Origin of the sequence: Paraburkholderia phenazinium (assembly GCF_900142845.1) — a bacterium.
In the GTDB taxonomy this organism is placed as follows: Bacteria; Pseudomonadota; Gammaproteobacteria; order Burkholderiales; family Burkholderiaceae; genus Paraburkholderia; species Paraburkholderia phenazinium_A.
Genome location: NZ_FSRU01000001.1, coordinates 954,754 through 974,402, shown reverse-complemented (window position 1 = coordinate 974,402; position 19,649 = coordinate 954,754). Strand labels below are relative to the sequence as shown.

The window sequence follows — 19,649 nt, the reverse complement described above, 5'->3', positions numbered from 1 at the left end:
GCGTCCGCTTCAGTGAATGCGAAAGTAAGTCTCAAGCTCAACCCTTGGCCGGCGCGAGATCCTTGACGTCCGCGGGTTTCGCGGCCATCTGCAGATGCAGCCGTTCGCCCGTGTACGGTGAATGCTGCCGCACCACGTCCATGTTCAACTCCACACCGAGACCCGGCTCCTGCGACGGAATGATGTAGCCGTCTTCCCAGCGAATCGGCGTCTTCAACACTTCCGCGTGGAAACCGCCCCACGTACCGATGCTTTCCTGAATCAGGAAGTTCGGCGTGCAAGCCGCCAGCTGGATGCTGGCCGCAGCGCCGACCGGGCCGTTGTAGAGATGCGGCGCGATCTGCGCGTAATACACCTCGGCGATGCTCGCCACTTTCTTCGCTTCGAGCAGACCGCCCACGCGCGCCACATTCAGTTGCAGGATCGACGCGGCGCCCGCTTCGAGCAGCTTGAAGAATTCGTACTTGGTGGTCAGCCGCTCGCCTGCCGCGATCGGAATGCTGGTGTGCTTCGCGACCTGGGCCATGGCCCCTTCCTGTCCTGGCGGCACCGGCTCTTCGAACCACAAGGGGTCGTATTTCTCGAGGCGTTTGGCGAGACGAATGGCCGAGGAGGGCACCATCTGACCGTGCGTGCCGAACAGCAGATCGGCCTTGCTGCCCACGGCTTCGCGCACCCTGCGGCAGAAGAGCTCGCAACGGTCCAGCACTTCCATCGACAACTGGTGGCCCGAATAGGCGGTGTACGGCCCCGCCGGGTCGAACTTGACTGCGGTGAAGCCGCGCTTCACGTTCTCCACCGCGCATTCGGCGGCCAGATCCGGGTCGTCGTAATCGTATTCGCCGCGGCTGTTCTTCGGGTACAGGTAGGTATACGAACGAAGCCGCTCGTTGACCATGCCACCCAGCAATTCATAGACCGGCTTGCCCGCCGCCTTGCCGATGATGTCCCAGCACGCCATCTCGAGACCGCTGACCACGCCCATCATGGTCAGATCGGGGCGCTGCGTGAAGCCGCTCGAATAGGCCTCGCGCCACAGCCGCTCGACGTGATGCGGATCCTTGTCCTGCAGATAACGGCCGAACACGTCGTCGATGATGTGTGTCATCGCATCCGGATGGAACGTCGCCGAATAGATTTCACCGACACCTTCAATTCCGCAAGCCGTCTTCAGCTTGACGAAGATCCAGTACATGCCGCCCAGATGCGGCGGCGGTACAGCGACAATATGCGTTTCGAGCGAAACAACTTTCATTTACGCACCTTCTTTCCTGTTAAGCCTGTTTCTCAGCGCAAGCGCGGCAAAGCCACCGAGCGCTGCCACTGCGGCTACATAGCCAAAGTAGAGTTGATAGCCGAATACGCCGGGATACGTCTGTGTCAGGTAGCCGTTGATGAGCGGCAGGAAGACGTCCGGCGAGTAGCCCAGTACCGAGATCAAACCAATCGCGAGGCCCATCGTTTCGACCGGCACGTTGCAGCGGTCGAGCAACGACCAGTAAAGGCCGCGAATGGCGTAGGTCAGAATGCCGATGAACAGCACGAGGAACACCAGCGCCACATGGCTGCCGATGCCAGGCGCGGCGACCAGTCCCAGCAGCGAGAGCGCGGCCAGAAACAGCGCGATCACCAGCACCGAAATCTTGGAGAAGCGGTCACCCAGGAAGCCGCCGCCGATGCCGCCAATCGGCCGCATCCACAACTTGAGCGTCGTGATCGTGCCGGCCATCACCACCGACAGGCCGATCGCCCCTTCATGCAGATACGCGGAAAAGCTGTACGTTGCCCAGAACACCTGGTAGCCGCAAAACACAATCGCGGCGACAAGCCACAGCTCCGGAATCGTCGCGAGCGTCTTCAGGTCGAGCAGCACGTTGTTGCGTTTGCGCGTGGCAGCTTGCTCCGCGGCGGCCTTGCTACCCTGCGGATCCTTCACCATCCCGAGCACCACGCCCAGCGCGATGCACAGAAACGCGTACATGTAGACCACCAGCCTGAAGCCGGCCGCCACCGGTTCGCCGCGCGTCTGCGTGGCCCATGCGAACAGCGTGATGGCGACGGTTGCCAGCAGCGCTTCAACCAGGCCGCGGCCGCCGTCGAGAAAGCCGAAGAAACGGCCCTGTTCATGCGCGCCGGCGATCATCGTCACACGCTTGATCACGGCGGCCCAGAACGTCAGACCTGTCGACAGGCCCCAGCCGCCGAAGATCACCATCAGCAGATGAAACGACGGGGCGGTCGAATACCACAGACCGAGCGCACCCGTTGCAATCAGCGAAAAGCAGATGAGCAGGCGCGGCGCGATGCGATCGGCGAGCCAGCCGCTCGGCAAATAGCTCAGCAAAAAGATGGTGCCGAGCGACGAATACAGATAGCCCAGTTGACTGTCGGTGATATGAAACACTTCCAGCATCGTGGGCTGGTACACCTGCCGCAGATAGAGAATCGGATAGATCGCACCGGCGGCGATCACCAGCAGCAGCAGTTGCACATAGCGCTGCGCCGGGGTTTCGCGCAAGGCGGCTGCGTCGTTGGATGCGGCCAGCGAGGCGGCGGATTGGACGGACTGAGATGACACTGAGGTGCTCCTAAGAGACACGCAAGGCCTGCGGTGCAAGGTTGCACCGGCTTTGTCGAGTCCCCGATATCTTTTGTTATGGTTGCAGCGTGCTTGCGCGAATCTGCAGGTTGAGGAAGACGCGCCGCTGCGAGCGGCGCGCCGGGTCCGAATAAACGTTGCTTTAGTACTTCATGACCACGAGGCGGGTCTGCGTGAATTCGAGCATGCCGTGCTTGCCGTCGTCGCCGCCCAGGCCTGAGCGCTTCCAGCCTGCGTGGAAGCCTTGGTACGGATCGGCCGGCGTGCGGTTCACGTACAGTTCGCCGGCTTCGATGCCGTTGGCAATCTTCATCGCCGTGCGATAGTTCTCGGTGTACAGCACCGAAGAGAGGCCGAACTGGTGATCGTTAGCCATCCCAAGCGCTTCGTCGAGCGTGCTGTATTTCACGACCGGCATGATCGGACCGAAGGTTTCTTCCTGGATGATCTCCATGTCCTGACGGCAGTTCGACAGCAACGTGGCCGGATAGAAGAAGCCCTTGCCGTCCGGCAACTCGCCGCCCGTCTCGAGCCTGGCGCCCGCCTCTACCGCGCGTTCGACCATGGCGTGAATCGACCGGCGCGACGCCTCGTTGACGAGCGGTCCCATCAAAGCGGGATGGTCGGCGCGATCGCCCGATTTCACGGCGCTCATATGCTGCTTGAGCAGCGCGACGAAACGGTCGTGCACGCTTTCATGCACGTACACACGTTCGATCGCCGTGCACAACTGGCCGCAATGCGTGGTCTTGGACGCGACGAGTTCGCGCGCGGCCTTTTCTAGATCGGCATCCGGCTCGATGATCGCCGGTGTCTTGCCGCCCAGTTCGAGCGACGGCTTCGCGATGTTCGCCTTGCAGTACTCGAGCACCTTGCGGCCCGCGCCCACACTGCCCGTCAGCGTGATCATGCCGACCGCCGGATGCGTGCAAAGCGTTTCCGCAACATCGTGGCTCATCGCCAGAATGTTCACCACGCCGGCCGGCAAGCCCGCGCGTTCGACAGCCTTGGCGATTTCGAACGCGGACGTCGGCGTGTTGTTGCTCGGCCGCACCACCACCGTATTGCCGGCAATCAGCGCAGGCGCGACCTTGCGCATGAACGTGTAGACCGGATAGTTGAACGGAATCAGGCAAGCCACGACGCCCATCGGCTCGCGATGCAGCACCAGGTTCTCGTCGGGGGTGTCGCTCGGAATGACTTCGCCTTCGATGCGGCGCGCCCATTCCGCGTGATAGCGCGTGATCTGGCCGGCATAGATGGCTTCGCTGGTTGCGTCGGCGACACTCTTGCCCGACTCCAGCGCAAGCGCCGCGCCGATCGCGGGCGCGCATTCGGTCAGCGCGTCGGCAAGCTTGTGCAGATAAACCGCGCGTTCGGCGGACGGCAGCTTACGCCAGCCTTTCTGCGCAAGCGCCGCCGCGTTGACCGCGGCAATCGCTTCGTCCTTCGAGGCGCCCGCGACGCGGGCAATCAGGGCCTCGGTGGCGGGGTTGTAGACGGAAATGAGTTCGTCGCTGGCGGGATCGATGAACTGGCCGCTCACAAAATTCCGATCGAGTCGCATAGTCGTTACCAGGTGGCGTAGTGCGAAAAACGCATGGCCGACGGCTATGGATTCCATGCCGCCGCTGCATGGGCAGAATTCTTCTCCGCGTAGCGAGGGGCGACAAGCGACTAATTTGGGCACCAAACATTCGAAAAACTCATGTTTGGCATGAAGGAGAGGGGAAGGGTCGGCGTGGCTGAAGCGCCGGCTCGACTAGCCGATCCGCAGCAACGACACCTGACTTGCCAGCAAGATCTGCAGCTCATCGGAATCGGGCCGCGTCCCCCAGTTGCGGGCGCCGGCCACCGATGCGATGGCAATCCACGAGTTGGGCGGAAACCATTCCCGTACGACGGCGGTCCCCTGGAGAATCCGCAAGCGGCCGGTTTGCTGGCAATAATCGGCACACAGTTCCGTGCCATCCAACTGGGCGGTCACGAGGGGGTGACGCGTTCGTTGCATTGATGTCTCCCGCAAGAAAAAGCCTGGCGCGCGTAGCGGAATGCGCGACGGCCACCGCAGTGACGGAAGTCTAGGGAGGGTTCTCATTTACAGGTGAAACCTGCATGCGAGATTGGTAACGCCAGGTTACGGCTGCTTGCGGTGAGGAACAGAAAGAGATCGCACGGCGCATCGTGGCGTGACCGAAGGTGTGCATCCAGTGCCGGCATTTCCCCGTATATGAAGTGACGCGACGCAATCTTGCATCGCTTACCGGGAGAATCGAAATGAACAAGGCAATTCTGACCGTCGTCATGACGGGCGCGGCTGCAGTGTCGTTGAGCGTGTCGGGAGCAGCGTTTGCGGGCAACAACGGCGGTGCGGGTAACGCGCACGGTGCGGCAACGGCTGGGATGACGTATCAAGGCGATCCGATCAACAGCCCGTGGACCACCAAACCCGCCGGCATGATGATGGATCAAGGCAGCATGAGCATGCCTTCATCCAGCGACACGTCGAACACTCAAACGACGCAGGCCAAAACCGATCCGCAATAACATGCAGCAGTGTCCGTCAGTACTACCGAGCATATCGATGCGTTTCATTGCGGCGTCAGACCGTGTAGCCGTCCTTGCAGACTCGTCCTGCAAGCGACGGCTGGCGCAAGGACAAGACATACGGCTGCCGCCAGGTCTGCTATAGCTCCGGATTGGCCAGGTCGGCGGCGACGATATGCTCGCCATACACCTGGGCAGCCGCCAGCGCCTCCACTTTCGTCGGGAAGGGGCCAAGTTCGGGCGCACCGTCGAACGGGAACAACAGTCGGCCGTCGGTCTTGCGGACCACGTTCAACACGCCGAAAAAGCGCCGGTAGCCGGCGAGGCGCGAGGACGCCGAGACGTCGAAATCGCTCTCGGATTGCGCCGGAACGCTGGGGATGAATGCAGACTTGCTCATACGCTGAAACAGATTGAGTGGCGGAGCGTAGCGGGCATCGCGCCCGCACAGCCCTCTGGAAGCGGCGTTCGCCGCCGTGATCAGTACGCTTCCCTTAGCCAGGGGCCCCAGGCGGCGCCATCGGCCTTCAAACGCGTGTAGGTGGCGCTTTGTCCCGTCGGAACGTCCGAGGTATCGCCGTGTGGCTTCGCATCGGTGGTATGCAGCGCGAATGCCTGGCGTTCGTCCGTGTCGACGGTGACACGCCCGATCGGCTCCAGCGCGCCGCTTTGCGCGGACTCCAACAGCGCGAGATAGGGGGTCAGACGGCCCCAAAACGATGTCAACTCTTCCTGCAAGTAGTGTTTCATGTATTTCCTGGGAGAGTGTGGGTCGCAGTTTACCCTACCGGCACATTACATTCTCCCAACACAAATTTGACTGAGATTTCGTGGTTTAGAACGCATCGCTGAAACATGATGATTGGCAGGTTGGATATCAGCGTGGTACAAAGTCATTCTTCGCGTTCGGTCGCGGGGCGAAGACGCGGCAAACGCGAACGCGACATTTAAATTGAATGGATTAAAAAATGGCAACCGGTATTGTGAAGTGGTTCAATGATGCAAAGGGTTTTGGTTTCATTACGCCTGACGGCGGCGGCGAAGATCTGTTCGCACATTTCTCGGAAGTCCAGGGAAGCGGCTTCAAATCGCTGCAGGAAAACCAGAAGGTCAGCTTCGAAGTGAAGCAGGGCCCGAAGGGTAAGCAAGCGGCAAACATCACGCCGCTGTAACAGGCCGGGAACCCGTTCCCCCTGCTGCAAATGGCCCGCTTCGGCGGGCCATTTGCTTATGTGGCGGCGGTTTGGGACGGCCCACCGCCCCTCCGGCACGCCCGCCCCGTTGCAAAGACGCGACGAAGCGCGCCCAGACCGTCCGGGCGCCGCGCCTCAAAGTTCCAGCAAAGCCGTCTTCATCCAGTCGTGCACGGCCCGGCTCAAGTCCTGCTGCGACGTCTCGCGCGATGAAAATTCCGGACCCACGACCACCCGAATGTGCCCCTTCCGGTCCGGCCAGCCCTTCGCCGGCCAAACTTTGCCTGCGTTGTGCACTACCGGCACCACCGGCGCGCCGGTCGCGCATGCCAGACGAATACCGCCCGAGGTCAAGCGCGGCGGGGCATCGTGCGGCACGCGCGTGCCTTCCGGAAATATCACCACCACATCACCCTTGGCGAGCCGCGCGGCGCACTCCTGTGTCACCGCCTGATGCGCCTGGCGCGGCGAGCCGCGGTTCAGGCTGACCATGTCGAGCCCGCGCAGCACCCAGCCGAAGAACGGAATGCGCAGCAGGTCTTCCTTGAACACAAAACTGATCCGCCGCGGAAACAGCGCGAGAAAGGCCAGCGTCTCCCACGTGGATTCGTGACGGCACAAGAGGATGGAGGGTCCCGCCGGAAGATGCTCGAGGCCTTCCACCGAACATGTGACGCCCGGCAGCCAGCGCATCCATGCGACCATTGCACGACACCATTGCGCTGCCAGCCAGTACCGCCCGGCCCTGCCGACGAAAGGAAACAGCAGCAGAATCAACGCGGAGTAGACCGTGCCGCTGCCGAGCAGGCAGACAATGAAAAACCATTTGATGAACTTGGTGCGCATGAAAAACCGAGTGAAGAAGGAATGGAGCCGGAAGGTGTTGCGTCTGCGCTCGCCGGAACCGCACGCAAGGCGCGGCCTTCGTGCGGGATATGGCTGCTGACGCCTCACGCCACGAGACGTGAAAGCGCGGTCCTGAGCGGGTGAGCGAGGCGAACCGGGCGAAATTATGCGGTTGCGGCGCCGACATCGATCTAGTCTGACACAAATAAATTTTCGGCTCCGTCTCGGCGGCCATCATTCGCTTCCCGGCCCTTCCGGAAACCGCATCGCCGGGACGCAGTCTCTTCGCGATGCCGGCGTTGCCTGGCAAAGGCAGCCCACAGTCCTGTTGCAAAACCATTAAAAACCCTTCATCCCCGTGGCGACGTCCGGTTACGCGCGCTCAGCGATGATGTTCGTACGACCTGCTCCTTGGATTCGCCATGGGTCATGCAGATGCAGGCTTCCCTCACGCCCCTCCTCCCTGAACGAACAAGCCATGCCGAAAGTGCTATCTGTTGAAGACGATGAATTGATGATTCAGGAGATTCTGAGCGCGCTATCCGAGTCCGGCTATGAAGTGGACGTTGCGCGCTGCGGACGCGACGGCATCGCCAGGGTCATGGCGTTCACCTACGACCTCGTGACGCTCGACCGCACGCTTCCCGATCTGGATGGCTTGACGATTCTCGCCACCATGCGCGACGCGGGCATCGACACGCCCGTATTGCTGGTGAGCTCGATGTCGAACGTCGACGAGCGCGTTCGCGGCCTACGCGCAGGCGGCGACGACTACCTCACCAAACCGTTTGCACGCGAGGAGATGGCCGCACGCGCCGAAGTGCTATTGCGGCGCAAGACCCCGGTTCGCAACGTCGAGACCTGCCTGCAGGTCGGCGAACTGGCGTTCGATCTGCTCAAGCGCCAGGCCAGTCATCACGGCGAGGCGCTGGACCTTCAGCCCACCGAACTCAAACTGCTCGAATACATGATGCGGCATCCGGGCCAGGTGCTCACGCGCACGATGATTTTCGAAGGTGTCTGGGGCTGCCGCTTCGACCCGGGCACCAACCTCATCGACGTTCACGTGGGGCGCTTGCGCAAGAAGGTGAGTGCGGCGGGCGAGGATCCGCAGATCCATACCGTCAGGGGTTCGGGCTACATACTCAGCTAAGCGCTGCAGCCGATTAAAAATCTCTTCACTTTCATGCTCGCGTTGCGATAGGCCTACCTCTCTATTCTGCTTCTTACCGAGACGCGCACCGCATGACGCGGTACAGCCCGGACCTCACCATCTCTTCCGCATGAAGGAGCAGTCATGAAAGCACTGAAGATCGCAGCCCTGTTGAGCATTCTCGCTACCGGCACGGCATTCGCCCAAAGCAATCCGGCCACCAACGCTCCGGCCGACAATGCCACGACCACCGTGGCGATGTCGAACGCCACGCCGCAAGTCGGCACATGGGTTCCGCCGACCGGCCAGGCCGTTGCACCGAAGACCCGCGCCGAAGTCTATGGCGAACTCGTACACGCAGAAAAGGACGGCCAGCTCGCCTACCTGAACAGCACCGTGTACGCGCATCCGTGAACGTTTCGCGCAACACGCGTCATCGCATGTGAATGGCCGGGCGAAGCGGACTGCCGGATCTCCTGCAGCCTGCCCGCGCCGGTCCGCATTGCGCGGGCGCGAGCCGGCCCGATACCCCACGCCAGGCTTTATCACGAAGCCAATTGATAGCCGAAGCGGCTAATGGTCTCGACGCGGACCCTGAACCCATTCAGCTCCAGCTTGCGCCGCAGGCGCGATACCACCAGGTTGACGCTGGCGGGTTCGACATCCTCCTTGTCCGGCCACGCGTAACGGATCAACTGATCTCTCGCTACCGGCGCCTTCGCCTGACGCAGCAGGCATTCAATCAGCAGATATTCGCGCTTCGTCAACAGCACGCGCTTGCCGTCTTCGACGAGATCGCGCGTCAACGGGTCCAGCTTCAGCGCCGGCGTCGTAACGGCCGGCTGCGCCGAACGCGCCACGGAAGCGCGATGAAGCGCCAGCATGCGCTCCTGCATCTCGAGAAACGAATACGGTTGCACGAAGCAGGCGTCCGCACCGGCGCGCAGCACGCGCGCGCGATCTTGCGAGGTACCGCTTGCAAGCGCAACGATCACCGACGGTGCGCGCGGCAGCCTGGCCAGTTCGGGCAGCGCGTCGAACAGTGCGGTCATCAGGGACAGCCCCACCGCGGAAACGACAATCGCATCGAACGCTTCATGCGAGGCCAGATAGAGGGCATAACGCAGGTTATCCGCTACGTGTACGCTGTGCGCGCTCTCCCTGAACGCCTTATGAAGGTAAACCGTCTCCGTCTCGGAGGACGACACCAGCAGAATTCTCATCTAGCGTTAGGACCTACTGCAGGTTGTGTGACCAGCAATCGATGGTGATCGTCGTGCCGCACTCTTCGCCGCCAATGCGGAGCTCGAAATCATGCAGACGGACGATTGCGGACACAATGCCGAGCCCAAGCCCCGTGCCTGGTATGTGACGCGTCTGCTCGACGCGGTAGAAGCGGTTGAGCACCGCGTTGCGCTCGCTCACCGGGATACCCGGTCCGTTGTCGGCGATTACGAGTTGCGGACCCGCCTGGTCGGATCGCAACACCACGCTGACATCGCCCCCTTCCGGCGCGAACTTGATGGCGTTGTCGAGCAGATTGCTGAAAGCCTCGAACAGCAGCGCCCGATCGGCATGGACCGAATCGACCGCTTCGGTGCTCAACTGCAGCTTGATCGACTTTTCCTCTGCGAGCGGTTGATACAGGTCGCACAGTTCCTCGACGAGCGTCTGCAAGGACACAATGTCGAAGCCGCTGCGCCGTTGCAATGCGCCGATTTCCGAAATGCGCAGCATGGCGCCGAAGCGGTCGAGAATGGAATCCGCCTCGACGCGCGCATGGGCAAGCAACGTATTGGCCGCCTCGTCACCGTTGTCCCGCACCCGCTCCGCGAGGTTCGCCAACTGCAGGCGCAAGCGCACGAGCGGCGTGCGCAGGTCGTGCGCAATGCCGTCGCACGCGCCTTTGACCTCGTTCATCAGACGCTCCACTTCGGTAAGCATGTGATTGACGAGATGGCAAAGCATGTCCAGTTCATCGCGGCCGCCAATCGGCAAGCGTTGCGCCAGATCGCCATTGGCGATGCGAGTCGTGACGCGCCGCATGTCCGCCACCCGCCGCATCTGACGAAAACTCAGCAGGAGACCGGTACCGAGACTGAGGACCAGACACAGCACGCCCCCGCCGATCAGCGCGCGGGTCAATTCCTCGCGCACTTGCCGCACATCGTCCAGGCTGCGCCCGATCACCAGTTGGTCGCCATTGGCGCGGGTCTCTCCCATCACGCGTACTGTGGGCGTGGAAGGATTCTCTGCGAGCATCAGCGTGCTGCCCGTGGTCGAACTGTGGGACTCGCTCGCCAGTTCGAACTTCAAGCCGTGCGGCAACGCCATGATGTCGCCGGCAATGCGCTGGCCGTCCGGCGTGAACAGGCCGTAGTAATTTGCGTGCCGGTTCTCCCGCTCGATCCGTCTTTCAATCGCGGACACCAGCCGGTCGTCGCCTTTCGAATCGAAGTAACGCATCTGCCAGTGAATCGCGCTGTCCGCCTCGCGTTCCATCGCCGCGCCGACCGAATATTCGAGGAACCCCAATAAGGCCATGAAACACAGCGTGAAGATCGCGGCGTAAGCCGACAGCCATCTAAACGTGCTCGTATGCCAGCGCTGGCCCGGACGGCTCGTCGAATGCGTAGCTCGTGTCTCAGTGGAGATCGCCGTTCCTCGTACTTTGCCAAGTTCCAGAGTGGACACGGTCATCGGCCCCTCGCGTGTTGATTCGTTAAGAACGTGGACCCGCCTGGACCGGATCGACAGCGATTAAATTCCTGAGCATTCATGCTGGTCGATTTCGTCTCGCGTCCTGGGATATGGGCTTCCGGATAGGCTCAACATTACAATAAGGATTCCATAGCTTACATAAACTGCCAAAGCATGGTCAGAATCGTCACAGTGTCGGCATCATAGCCTTACGCGAATAAATACCAGACCGCACAAAGATGAAAAACCCGTCACTTTGTGCGCATTGCATGAAACATCAAGATGGATTCTTTACATTACCCCCACTACCAACTATCACGTCAGGCAAGAAACTTAGCTTTAGCCCCTGCCAGACGTGTTAAAACGCACAACAATGAAAAAAGCACAGACCGGAATCCGGTCTGTGCTTTTGCATGTTGCAGTTAAATCGCGGACGCCTTAAAAGCGATGCATCATCGCAATGCGGTACACCATCTGGTTGCCGGTCGACGACTGACTCGGCGAACCGACAATGTTCGCGTAATCGAAGTCCTGACCCGTCTTGCCGTCCGCGTGCTGATAAGCCCCTTGCACGTAGACAGAAGTGCGCGCGCTCAGATCATAGTCGAGCATGAGCGACAACTGGTTCCAGTTTGCATCCGAGCTGCCCGTCACCGTGGAGATGTGGGCGCGCGTAAACGTATAGGCGGCACCGAGCCAGAAGTCATGCGCGAAGTAGTACTGGCCGTTGATTTCGAAGTTATCGAACTTCCATGAGTTTTGCGTACCCGCGACCGGTTGCGTGGTGAAATACTCGCTGTAGGTCGGGTTGTAGACATCGATGTGCGAATAGGCCAGCGAGACCACGGCCTTGTCGGAGAACTTGTACGAAGCACCGGCGTCGATGTTCTGTTGCGAGGACCCGCTGAACACGATCGTCGTGCTCGGCGATGCCCCGCCGGTATTCGCACCGCCGTTGTTGGTCTTCATATAGGCCAATACAGCGGAAAGCGCTCCCATCTGGTACTGGAGCGCCGCGCTGTACATCCGGTTGTCGGCGAAACCGCCGGCTTCGTTGCTAAAGCCGTACATGGCTTCGCCGGTGAAGCCCGCCACGGTCGGCGACACGTACTTGACCGAGTTCTGGATGCGGTAGTCCCAATCCGCGTTGTCGTTGTCAAGCGGATGCGCGCCGAGATCGCCTTCCCAGTTGCCGGCTGCCGTGAAGCCGCTCCACATGTCGATGGTCGGATCGTACTGGCGGCCCATCGTGATCGTGCCGTATTGCGCCGAGGACAAGCCCACGTATGCCTGACGGCCGAACATCAGGCCGCCCTGGCCCGCCGCACCCGTGTTGGTGTTAAAGCCGTTTTCCAACTGGAAAATGGCCTTCATGCCGCCGCCGAGGTCTTCGCTGCCTTTCAGGCCGAAACGGCTGCCGGCCGTATCGCCGCTCACCATCTGGTATCCCCGGTTACCGGCCGCGTTGGTGGTGAAGTCGAGGCCCTCATCGATAATGCCGTAGAGCGTGACACTGTTCTGAGCATGCGCGACATTAGACAGCGCAAGTGCGGACAACAGTCCGGCCAAACACGTTTTTTTCATTTACCTTTACCTGATGAGTGGAGTGGAGAATCTCTGCCTGCTACGCGCTTTAGCGCCCTTCTGTGCGCTGTGACGCAGCGCCGCTGCGTGCGGCTGCAGCGACATGAAAGTGCAAGCGAAGTTTAAGTAGCCGCTTTCTTTGGCGAGAGCTCTCAGGCGAAACTCAGTCTTTCAACAAGCGCAAGTGCGAAACGCGGACACGCTAGCGCCTTGAGCGAAGCGGGCTCGCATTTCTTTCTGGAAAAAAATTAGCGGATTTGCGATGCGTAAGTGTCGTGCCTGAGCGACAACGCGTCCGACGAGGTAGATAAATCTTTAATGTCGCTTTAATTCTCGCGCTGCGCCGAGAGATGCGTGACGGTGCAATGCCATCTCTGGCATTGCACCGCTTTTCCTGCACATGGCGTTTGCGAACGTTCGAAGCATCGCGCGATACCGCAAGGGCGCCGTTTCGTTGCCGTCATCGGCCGCGGAAAATGTTGCAGCGGGGACCCGTTGCGCACCGCGGGCCACCCGACTCTGCGCCGAAATCGGCCGTGCCGCCATACGAGGCATGGGTGATGGAACCCGCGGTCGGCTTGCCGGTCGGCCCGGTTTCGCTGTAGGGCATATCCGTCGCGTCTTGCGCGGACTGGTTCGCGTTCTGCTCCAGGATGGCGCGGCCCTGTGGTTGGACGTCCATCGTCCTGTCCTGCCCGCTCGCCATGCCGGCTGCCAGAAGCAGGCCAGCGCTAGCCAACGGCAACACGAAAAGTGATTTCATCTCGACACTCCTTGCATCGGGTACCCATTACCTGGGTAACGGCTCCAATCGCCCAGCCTTGCTGCCGGACCGGCCCGTGCAATGCACCAATGGCACGCTTCGGACCGGCTGCGGCCGCCCCCGATACACAGAACGACCGCGCCGCAACTCCGTTATAGGTCAAGTTCGCAAGACGTCAACGACGCCACCGGCCAACCGCAAACGCGCGCCCTCAAGGCCCCCCGCCGCCGGCCCAGACCGCTTATGCGTGAGCGAAGCAGCACGGCACGACATCTGCTGAGGTTATATTTCGACATGGCGCGTTTCCCGATCGCGTTGATTCGTTCATCGCGCCGAACTGCCGGAGAAGTAGATGGAGCACGCGTATCTTCACCTGTTGCATCTGCTCGGCGGCCACGCGGAATGGACGCTGGCGGTGGTTTTCCTTGCCGCGTTCCTGGAGTCGGTCGCTGTCGTCGGCACCTTTATTCCCGGCAGCACGGCGATGTTCCTCGCCGGCGCCCTCGTGGGCACCGGAACCCTAAACCTCGGCTGGCTGTTCGCCTGCGCGCTCGCCGGCGCCGTCGCCGGCGACGGCATCAGCTATTGGCTGGGTCGCCGCTACCGCAGCAAGATCGTCCAGCTCTGGCCCTTCAGCACGCATCCACAGATTCTGCACGGCGGGAAACAGTATTTCGCGGCGCATGGCGCGCGCAGCGTCGTGTTTGCCCGTTTCATCGCGCCCTTGCGAGCGATCGTGCCGGTCGTCGCCGGCATGCTGGGCATGAGTCCGGTGCGCTTCTATGCGATGAACGTCGTGTCGGCCCTGTTGTGGGCGCCGGCGCACATTCTGCCGGGTGTCGTGTTCGGCGCGTCGCTGCAACTGGCCGGCGCAGTGTCGTTTCGACTCGTCGCCGTGATTGCGATTCTGGCGGCAATCGGTTGGCTCAGCTTCCGCTTGATGCGCCTGATCCTGTCGCGCGCACAGGCATGGACGATCGCCTCGCGTCTCAAACTGATTGCCTGGGCACGGTGTCACAACGGACGTGCCGCCACCTTCCTCCTGCAGGTGCTGAATCCCGAGCGTCCGGCCATGGGCATCGTCGCGATCATCTCCGTGCTGGTGTTGTTGTTCGCCGGCATTTTCTTCGGAGTATTGAAGGGCGTCGCCAATGGCGATCCGCTGGTTCAGGTGGATATGTCCGTCTATCGATTCCTGCAATCGATCCACTCCACCTGGGCCGACACCTTGATATCGGGCCTCGCGACCCTGGGCAGCGTCCCCACACTCGCAGCCGTCGTCGCAACCGTGATCGTATGGATGACGTATGAACGGCGCTGGCTGGCGGTTGCCTACTGGCTGGCTGCCGTCGCCTTTTCGCAGTTGCTGATCTTCGCGATCCAGTTGGCCGTGCGGCGTGCGCCGCTGGGTCAAGGGAGTTTCGACGCGTATGCGTTCCCCAGCAATCACGTCGCGGCAAGCGCGATCGTCTACGGCTTCCTCGCGTTTCTGCTGGCGCGGCGGGTCGGCAAAATCCAGGGCATTCTTGCGACGACGCTCAGCACCGCGATTGTCATTGCCGTCGCGTTCGCGGGCCTCTACTTCGGACGTTTTTCGTTCTCCGATGCAGTTGGCGGCGCCGCATTCGCGGCGATCTGGGTCGCCGTCGTCGCACTAACCGCTGTCTGGCGCAACCCCACGGTGCCCGCTTCGCGCGAGTTCATGCCTGCCGTGATGCTGCTGGTGATCTGCGCGAGCGCGGCGCCGCAGATCGTCCTTAGCCGCGCCACCAGCGAACCTTCCAGCCTGCCGAATCGTCCCTTGAACGTGGTCACCGAAGCGCAATGGACCGATACGCTCTGGAAGACCTTCGCGTGCTACCGGTCCGACATGACGGGCGACCGGCGCGAGCCGATTACGGTGCAATGGTCGGCCAACCGCGAGCAGATCGAAGCGCAGTTGAGTCGTCGAGGCTGGATAGAAGGCACGCAACTGTCGGCACGCTCGCTCCTCTCGCTGGTGGCGCCCGATCCCGAAGCCACCGCCTTGCCGGTACTGCCGAAGCTCAACAACGGCGAACCGTCCGCGCTGGTCTTTACTCGCGCCCGCGACGCGCGCGACGAACGCGACGTCTTGCGTTTCTGGTCCACCGACTATGCCGTGCAACGTAAAAGCGGCACGCCCGCTGCGCCGATCTGGTTAGGCTCGCTCGTGCATGAGCGCTTGCGCCGTCCGTCGTGGCCGTTCAATGTGTTGCGTCCCGACAGGCAAATCGATCCGCTCATCTCCGTTCAAGGCGAAGCGAGCGGCTGGCGCGAACTGGAGGTATCGAGCAGCGCCGGATGCGAAGGTGTGCGCGTCACGCTGATCGATTCAAACGTAGAATGAACCTGTGCTGACGTCTGCCAGGATCTCCCGATTCCAGATACAGCACGCCACGAATGCAGGCACAGCAGACATGCCGCTCCCCCTCGTTCGTGACCTCAGGAGTACTGCAATTGATAGAGTTTCCGCAATCGGAAATTTCGACCTGGGGTGGCGGGGTCGTTTTTCTAAACGTGCTTCTTACCCGTCTTGGTGTGCCCATACCCGCGGTACCGGTCCTGCTCTTCGCCGGCTCCGCGATTGCCAGCGGAACCTTGTCGTTCTGGTACGTGCTGCCCGCAGCCGTGCTCGGCGCATTGATCGGCGACGGGATCTGGTTTATCGCGGGACGCCGGTACGGCCAACGGCTGATCAATGCCCTTTCGCGCCTGTCGATGTCCGCCGGTACACACGTGCGGACCGCGCGCTCGCTGTTTGAACGTTTCGGAGCGCCGATCGTGTCGGTGTCCAAATTCGTTCCTGGGTTGGGTATCGCCACTCCGCCGCTGATGGGCACGACCCGTGTCGACCCAAAAATCTTTCTCGCATGGGACCTGCTGGGCGCTTCCGTATGGGCAACATTCTGGCTGCTCGGCGGAGCCGTGTTCGAAAAGCAGCTCAGCCTGTTCGTGCTCTCCGTCCGGGCGCATGGCACCACCGTGATCGACCTGGTGCTGGCCGCGTCGCTGCTGTACTTCGTCTACCGCTGTATCCAGCGTTGGCGCTTTAGACGCTGGTTGAAGCGGGTTCGGATTACCCAGGAACAGCTTGAAGCGACGCTGCGCACCGAATCTCCGCCCATTATTCTGGATGCCCGGCCCGAGTCGGCGCTACTGGACGATACGCATCGCATACCCGGCGCGCAGCGGCTCGACGCGACCTCGCAGGCGGACATCGAAGAGGCTTTGCCCGAAAGGAATCGCGTGGTGTATTGCGTCTGTCAGGATGAGGCGACGGCGATGCGAATTACGCAACAGATGCGCCGCAAAGGGTTTACGCGTATTCGCGCGCTAAAGGGCGGTCTCGATGCCTGGGCGCGCCGCGGTTATGCCTTCGATCCGTTTCCGTCACGGGCCAGCGCAGCCGCGTTGGCGGCGCGCGTGAAAAGCCTGCGGGCGGAGACCGAGGCCGTTACGCTGCGCGGGGTAGCGCCGAAACGAGGGACTTCCGGCGGCAGGCGGTAGCGACCCTGGTTGTGAATTGTCATTTGCCTGTGGTAAAAAGAAGCGTCGCGTCTTGCCGACCTCGGCTAACCGGCACCAACACAACGTCTTTTTTGGAAAATTCAGGAAAATGGCAACAGGTACAGTGAAGTGGTTTAACGATGCAAAGGGCTTTGGTTTCATTACGCCGGACGGCGGCGGTGAAGACCTGTTCGCGCATTTTTCTGAAGTCCAGGGAAGTGGCTTCAAATCGCTGCAAGAAAACCAGAAGGTCAGCTTCGAAGTGAAGCAGGGCCCGAAGGGTAAGCAAGCGGCCAATATTACGCCGCTGTAACAGCGCGCCGGAACTCGCGTTCCTGCATACACATTGGCCCGCCTTGGCGGGCCAATGTCGTTTCTAACAGCCGATCGAGCGGCCGGTTCCGTTACGCTGCAGCGCTCGGCGCGGCCTTTTTGGCGGCGGCCTTCCGGGCGGGTGCCCGCTTCGCGGTTGAAACCTTCCTGGCAACCGTTTTCTTTACGGCTGTTTTCCTGGCCGCGGGTTTCTTGGCCGCGGTTTTCTTCGTTGCGACCTTCCGGGTTGCAACCTTCTTCGTCACGGCTTTCTTAGCAACGGCCTTCTTTGCGGTGGCCTTCTTTGCGGGCGCTTTCTTAGCAGCCGCTTTCTTCGCCGACACCTTCCTGGCCGCAGTCGTTGCGTGGCTAGCGCCGCTACCGTTCAGCGCAATCGCCGCCGCCCCATCAATCAGGAAACGGGTGCGGTCCTTCACGTTCTTGATCCAGGCAGGCGGCCGCGCATGACCGCTCCAGGTTGCGCCGGTTTTAGGATCCCTGTACTTGGGCGGCATCTTGCCTTTAGCACTGGCGGCTCCGTTTGAAAGACGGCGTCCGGCCACCTTGGCTTCGCGCCTTGCCTTGGCGCGTGCTTCGATATCGACGGTGGTCAAGCCGTGCTTGATCATCAGTTCGCGGATCTGGTCGACAGCCGCTTGCGCGCGTTTGGCAAGCAACACTTCGGCTTGCGCCTGGAGTTTCTTCATACGCGCTTGAATTTGCTCTAGAGTGGCCATTACCGCCTCCTTACGTGTGGGCAATGGACGCACTATGCCATGAGCGCATGGCAAAACGCTATGGTTTCACGCACAACGAAGTAAAGCATAGGACGCTTCAATGCGCTTAAGCATGTTTGATGAACACACTCTTTGACCTCGCATCGAATCGCAAGGCGAGCTTTAGACCGACACGGATGAAGCTCGAGACTGTTTCATTAATAGAACTGAGTATGCTTCGACTAGAGTCGGCAATGCCGTCCACGTCCAACCTCGCGGGAAGAACCGTCTCACGGAACCGCACGATTTCCTCGTGGCACGAATAATGCTGCTCGGAGAACGAATAGCCGCGCGATAACCCCACCCGACACCCTCGGCGGTGCCTCGGTGCGGACACAAACCAATAGGGGAAGACCGTGCCAAACGAACCGTTCGAGCCTGAACTCGTCGTTGAAGACGAGGCGGAACGCTCCTGGGCGAGACGCCTCGGGCCAGGCCTCGTGAAAGGCGCGGCCGACGACGACCCGAGCGGTATCGCAACCTACTCGCAGGCGGGCGCGCAATTCGGCTTCGGCCTGCTATGGACCGTGCTGCTCACCTACCCGCTGATGGTGGCGATTCAATCGATCAGCGCACGCATGGGGCGCGTCACCGGCAGCGGACTCGCGGCCAACCTGCGCCGCCACTATCCTTCGCAGATCCTTTACGCCGCCGTCATGGTCCTGCTGATTGCCAACACGATCAATATTGCAGCGGACCTGGCGGCAATGGGCGCAGCGGTCACGCTCGTGCTCGGCGGTCCCGTGCAGATCTACATCGTGCTATTGGGCACCGCTTCCCTGCTGCTGCAAGTCTTTGTCCCCTACGATCGCTATGCGCGATTCCTTAAGTGGCTCCCGCTCGCATTGCTCGCCTACGTGGCAACGCCGTTCGTCATGCGGCTCGACTGGAAAGCGGTGGGCCTGAATCTCGTCAAGCCGCCAATACCCTTCTCCAGCCACTACCTGACCACTGTCGTTGCGGTACTGGGCACCACGATCAGCCCTTATCTGTTTTTCTGGCACGCGTCGCAGGAAGCGGATGAGATCCGTTCGGAGCCGGCGCAAGAGACCCTGCTTGACGCGCCCAAACAGGCTAGCGGACACCTGCGCCGAATCAACCTCGACACCTGGGTCAGCATGGCGATGTCGAACGGCGTGGCGTTCTTCATCATTCTCTCGACTGCGGCGACCTTGCACGTGCATCGCACGGGACTCGCAACGTTTGCCGATGCCGCGAGCGCACTGAAGCCCGTCGCCGGTCCATTCGCATTCCTGCTGTTTAGTCTCGCCGTGATCGGCACCGGCTTGCTCGCCCTGCCCGTGCTCGCCGGGTCCGCTGCGTATGCGGCCGCCGGTGCGATGAACTGGCGCAACAGTGTGGCGCTGCAGGTGAACGTCGCCAAGCAGTTTTACGTGGTGATGGCGGTTGCGACCTTTGGCGGCGTGACGCTCACCTTTGCCCATTTCGATCCCATCGACGCGTTGTATTGGGCCGCCGTCGTCAATGGCCTCGCGGCCGTGCCGATCATGGTGCTGGTGATGCTGATGTCAGGACGCCCGGAGATCATGGGTGAGTTTGCCGTGACGGGTCTATTGCGCTGGGTGGGCTGGATCGCGACCGCAATCATGGGACTCGCGGCGCTCGGCATGTTCTGGCCGGCGTGACG

The 19,649-nt window shown here is 61.4% G+C and carries 20 protein-coding genes; 8 read left to right on the top strand and 12 right to left on the bottom strand.

The features are described from left to right. Positions 1-37 precede the first annotated feature (37 nt). The 4 genes from BUS12_RS04230 to BUS12_RS04215 form a co-directional block, all read right to left on the bottom strand. The gene (locus tag BUS12_RS04230) at positions 38-1,255 is read right to left on the bottom strand and encodes a mandelate racemase/muconate lactonizing enzyme family protein (RefSeq protein WP_074294384.1); all 1,218 of its coding nucleotides are present in this window, start codon (positions 1,253-1,255) and stop codon (positions 38-40) included. Beyond that, positions 1,256-2,578 carry an MFS transporter gene (locus BUS12_RS04225; protein WP_074294383.1) on the bottom strand — a complete coding sequence of 441 codons (1,323 nt, stop codon included), beginning with the start codon at positions 2,576-2,578 and terminating at the stop codon, positions 1,256-1,258. A gap of 163 nt (positions 2,579-2,741) precedes the next feature. Continuing rightward, positions 2,742-4,166 (bottom strand): aldehyde dehydrogenase, encoded by a 1,425-nt coding sequence (aldA, locus tag BUS12_RS04220; protein WP_074297073.1) that lies wholly within the window; start codon positions 4,164-4,166, stop codon positions 2,742-2,744. Positions 4,167-4,361: 195 nt separating this feature from the next. Continuing rightward, on the bottom strand, positions 4,362-4,610 hold the full coding sequence (locus BUS12_RS04215) for a hypothetical protein (protein WP_074294382.1): 249 nt from the start codon (positions 4,608-4,610) through the stop codon (positions 4,362-4,364). Positions 4,611-4,876: 266 nt separating this feature from the next. On the opposite strand from BUS12_RS04215, the gene BUS12_RS04210 reads away from it, so the two are divergent. Beyond that, positions 4,877-5,146, top strand: coding sequence for a hypothetical protein (locus BUS12_RS04210; RefSeq protein ID WP_074294381.1), 270 nt, complete (start codon positions 4,877-4,879; stop codon positions 5,144-5,146). 139 nt (positions 5,147-5,285) lie between these two features. On the opposite strand, the gene BUS12_RS04205 is transcribed toward BUS12_RS04210, so the two are convergent. Together BUS12_RS04205 and BUS12_RS04200 are read right to left on the bottom strand one after the other, a co-directional pair. Next, a complete protein-coding gene (locus tag BUS12_RS04205; RefSeq protein ID WP_074294380.1) occupies positions 5,286-5,546 on the bottom strand; it encodes a DUF6723 family protein in 261 nt (86 codons plus the stop codon). 80 nt (positions 5,547-5,626) lie between these two features. Further along, positions 5,627-5,896, bottom strand: a complete 270-nt coding sequence (locus BUS12_RS04200) for a hypothetical protein (protein ID WP_074294379.1) — start codon at positions 5,894-5,896, stop codon at positions 5,627-5,629. 218 nt (positions 5,897-6,114) lie between these two features. On the opposite strand from BUS12_RS04200, the gene BUS12_RS04195 reads away from it, so the two are divergent. Further along, complete coding sequence (locus BUS12_RS04195; protein ID WP_074266313.1) at positions 6,115-6,318, top strand: cold-shock protein; 204 nt, start codon at positions 6,115-6,117, stop codon at positions 6,316-6,318. A gap of 156 nt (positions 6,319-6,474) precedes the next feature. On the opposite strand, the gene BUS12_RS04190 is transcribed toward BUS12_RS04195, so the two are convergent. Continuing rightward, the gene (locus tag BUS12_RS04190; RefSeq protein ID WP_074294378.1) at positions 6,475-7,185 is read right to left on the bottom strand and encodes a lysophospholipid acyltransferase family protein; all 711 of its coding nucleotides are present in this window, start codon (positions 7,183-7,185) and stop codon (positions 6,475-6,477) included. A 478-nt stretch (positions 7,186-7,663) separates the two neighbouring features. Here BUS12_RS04190 and BUS12_RS04185 point away from each other — a divergent pair, with 478 nt between their 5' ends. Both BUS12_RS04185 and BUS12_RS04180 read left to right on the top strand, forming a co-directional pair. Then, a complete protein-coding gene (locus BUS12_RS04185; RefSeq protein WP_074294377.1) occupies positions 7,664-8,338 on the top strand; it encodes a response regulator transcription factor in 675 nt (224 codons plus the stop codon). A gap of 144 nt (positions 8,339-8,482) precedes the next feature. Continuing rightward, positions 8,483-8,752 (top strand): DUF4148 domain-containing protein, encoded by a 270-nt coding sequence (locus BUS12_RS04180; protein WP_074294376.1) that lies wholly within the window; start codon positions 8,483-8,485, stop codon positions 8,750-8,752. Between the two features lie 131 nt (positions 8,753-8,883). Here BUS12_RS04180 and BUS12_RS04175 read toward each other — a convergent pair whose 3' ends face one another. From BUS12_RS04175 to BUS12_RS04160, 4 genes are all read right to left on the bottom strand, one after another. After that, complete coding sequence (locus BUS12_RS04175; RefSeq protein ID WP_074294375.1) at positions 8,884-9,561, bottom strand: response regulator transcription factor; 678 nt, start codon at positions 9,559-9,561, stop codon at positions 8,884-8,886. 13 nt (positions 9,562-9,574) lie between these two features. Then, entirely contained in the window at positions 9,575-11,038 is a 1,464-nt protein-coding gene (locus tag BUS12_RS04170; RefSeq protein WP_083640237.1) for a sensor histidine kinase, read from the bottom strand. A 438-nt stretch (positions 11,039-11,476) separates the two neighbouring features. Continuing rightward, positions 11,477-12,622 (bottom strand): porin, encoded by a 1,146-nt coding sequence (locus tag BUS12_RS04165; protein ID WP_074294374.1) that lies wholly within the window; start codon positions 12,620-12,622, stop codon positions 11,477-11,479. A gap of 460 nt (positions 12,623-13,082) precedes the next feature. Next, on the bottom strand, positions 13,083-13,385 hold the full coding sequence (locus BUS12_RS04160; protein ID WP_074294373.1) for a hypothetical protein: 303 nt from the start codon (positions 13,383-13,385) through the stop codon (positions 13,083-13,085). A gap of 352 nt (positions 13,386-13,737) precedes the next feature. Here BUS12_RS04160 and BUS12_RS04155 point away from each other — a divergent pair, with 352 nt between their 5' ends. The 3 genes from BUS12_RS04155 (at position 13,738) to BUS12_RS04145 (ending at position 17,226) form a co-directional block, all read left to right on the top strand. Next, positions 13,738-15,753 (top strand): bifunctional DedA family/phosphatase PAP2 family protein, encoded by a 2,016-nt coding sequence (locus tag BUS12_RS04155; RefSeq protein ID WP_074294372.1) that lies wholly within the window; start codon positions 13,738-13,740, stop codon positions 15,751-15,753. Positions 15,754-15,806: 53 nt separating this feature from the next. Next, positions 15,807-16,913 carry a VTT domain-containing protein gene (locus BUS12_RS04150; RefSeq protein ID WP_253190001.1) on the top strand — a complete coding sequence of 369 codons (1,107 nt, stop codon included), beginning with the start codon at positions 15,807-15,809 and terminating at the stop codon, positions 16,911-16,913. Positions 16,914-17,022: 109 nt separating this feature from the next. After that, the gene (locus BUS12_RS04145) at positions 17,023-17,226 is read left to right on the top strand and encodes a cold-shock protein (RefSeq protein ID WP_074266324.1); all 204 of its coding nucleotides are present in this window, start codon (positions 17,023-17,025) and stop codon (positions 17,224-17,226) included. A gap of 91 nt (positions 17,227-17,317) precedes the next feature. Here BUS12_RS04145 and BUS12_RS04140 read toward each other — a convergent pair whose 3' ends face one another. After that, the gene (locus BUS12_RS04140) at positions 17,318-17,962 is read right to left on the bottom strand and encodes an H-NS histone family protein (protein WP_074294370.1); all 645 of its coding nucleotides are present in this window, start codon (positions 17,960-17,962) and stop codon (positions 17,318-17,320) included. A 395-nt stretch (positions 17,963-18,357) separates the two neighbouring features. On the opposite strand from BUS12_RS04140, the gene BUS12_RS04135 reads away from it, so the two are divergent. Further along, complete coding sequence (locus BUS12_RS04135) at positions 18,358-19,647, top strand: Nramp family divalent metal transporter (protein WP_074294369.1); 1,290 nt, start codon at positions 18,358-18,360, stop codon at positions 19,645-19,647. Positions 19,648-19,649: the final 2 nt, after the last annotated feature.

Bases quoted from the DNA above. Each gene is read 5' to 3' on its own strand.
- BUS12_RS04215 (WP_074294382.1), bottom strand. From the start codon at position 4,610: ATGCAACGAACGCGTCACCCCCTCGTGACCGCCCAGTTGGATGGCACG.
- BUS12_RS04175 (WP_074294375.1), bottom strand. From the start codon at position 9,561: ATGAGAATTCTGCTGGTGTCGTCCTCCGAGACGGAGACGGTTTACCTT.
- BUS12_RS04230 (WP_074294384.1), bottom strand. From the start codon at position 1,255: ATGAAAGTTGTTTCGCTCGAAACGCATATTGTCGCTGTACCGCCGCCG.
- BUS12_RS04205 (WP_074294380.1), bottom strand. From the start codon at position 5,546: ATGAGCAAGTCTGCATTCATCCCCAGCGTTCCGGCGCAATCCGAGAGC.
- BUS12_RS04155 (WP_074294372.1), top strand. From the start codon at position 13,738: ATGGAGCACGCGTATCTTCACCTGTTGCATCTGCTCGGCGGCCACGCG.
- BUS12_RS04180 (WP_074294376.1), top strand. From the start codon at position 8,483: ATGAAAGCACTGAAGATCGCAGCCCTGTTGAGCATTCTCGCTACCGGC.
- BUS12_RS04185 (WP_074294377.1), top strand. From the start codon at position 7,664: ATGCCGAAAGTGCTATCTGTTGAAGACGATGAATTGATGATTCAGGAG.
- BUS12_RS04145 (WP_074266324.1), top strand. From the start codon at position 17,023: ATGGCAACAGGTACAGTGAAGTGGTTTAACGATGCAAAGGGCTTTGGT.
- BUS12_RS04140 (WP_074294370.1), bottom strand. From the start codon at position 17,962: ATGGCCACTCTAGAGCAAATTCAAGCGCGTATGAAGAAACTCCAGGCG.
- BUS12_RS04195 (WP_074266313.1), top strand. From the start codon at position 6,115: ATGGCAACCGGTATTGTGAAGTGGTTCAATGATGCAAAGGGTTTTGGT.
- BUS12_RS04165 (WP_074294374.1), bottom strand. From the start codon at position 12,622: ATGAAAAAAACGTGTTTGGCCGGACTGTTGTCCGCACTTGCGCTGTCT.
- BUS12_RS04170 (WP_083640237.1), bottom strand. From the start codon at position 11,038: ATGACCGTGTCCACTCTGGAACTTGGCAAAGTACGAGGAACGGCGATC.
- BUS12_RS04160 (WP_074294373.1), bottom strand. From the start codon at position 13,385: ATGAAATCACTTTTCGTGTTGCCGTTGGCTAGCGCTGGCCTGCTTCTG.
- BUS12_RS04150 (WP_253190001.1), top strand. From the start codon at position 15,807: ATGCAGGCACAGCAGACATGCCGCTCCCCCTCGTTCGTGACCTCAGGA.
- BUS12_RS04200 (WP_074294379.1), bottom strand. From the start codon at position 5,896: ATGAAACACTACTTGCAGGAAGAGTTGACATCGTTTTGGGGCCGTCTG.
- BUS12_RS04190 (WP_074294378.1), bottom strand. From the start codon at position 7,185: ATGCGCACCAAGTTCATCAAATGGTTTTTCATTGTCTGCCTGCTCGGC.
- BUS12_RS04210 (WP_074294381.1), top strand. From the start codon at position 4,877: ATGAACAAGGCAATTCTGACCGTCGTCATGACGGGCGCGGCTGCAGTG.
- aldA (WP_074297073.1), bottom strand. From the start codon at position 4,166: ATGCGACTCGATCGGAATTTTGTGAGCGGCCAGTTCATCGATCCCGCC.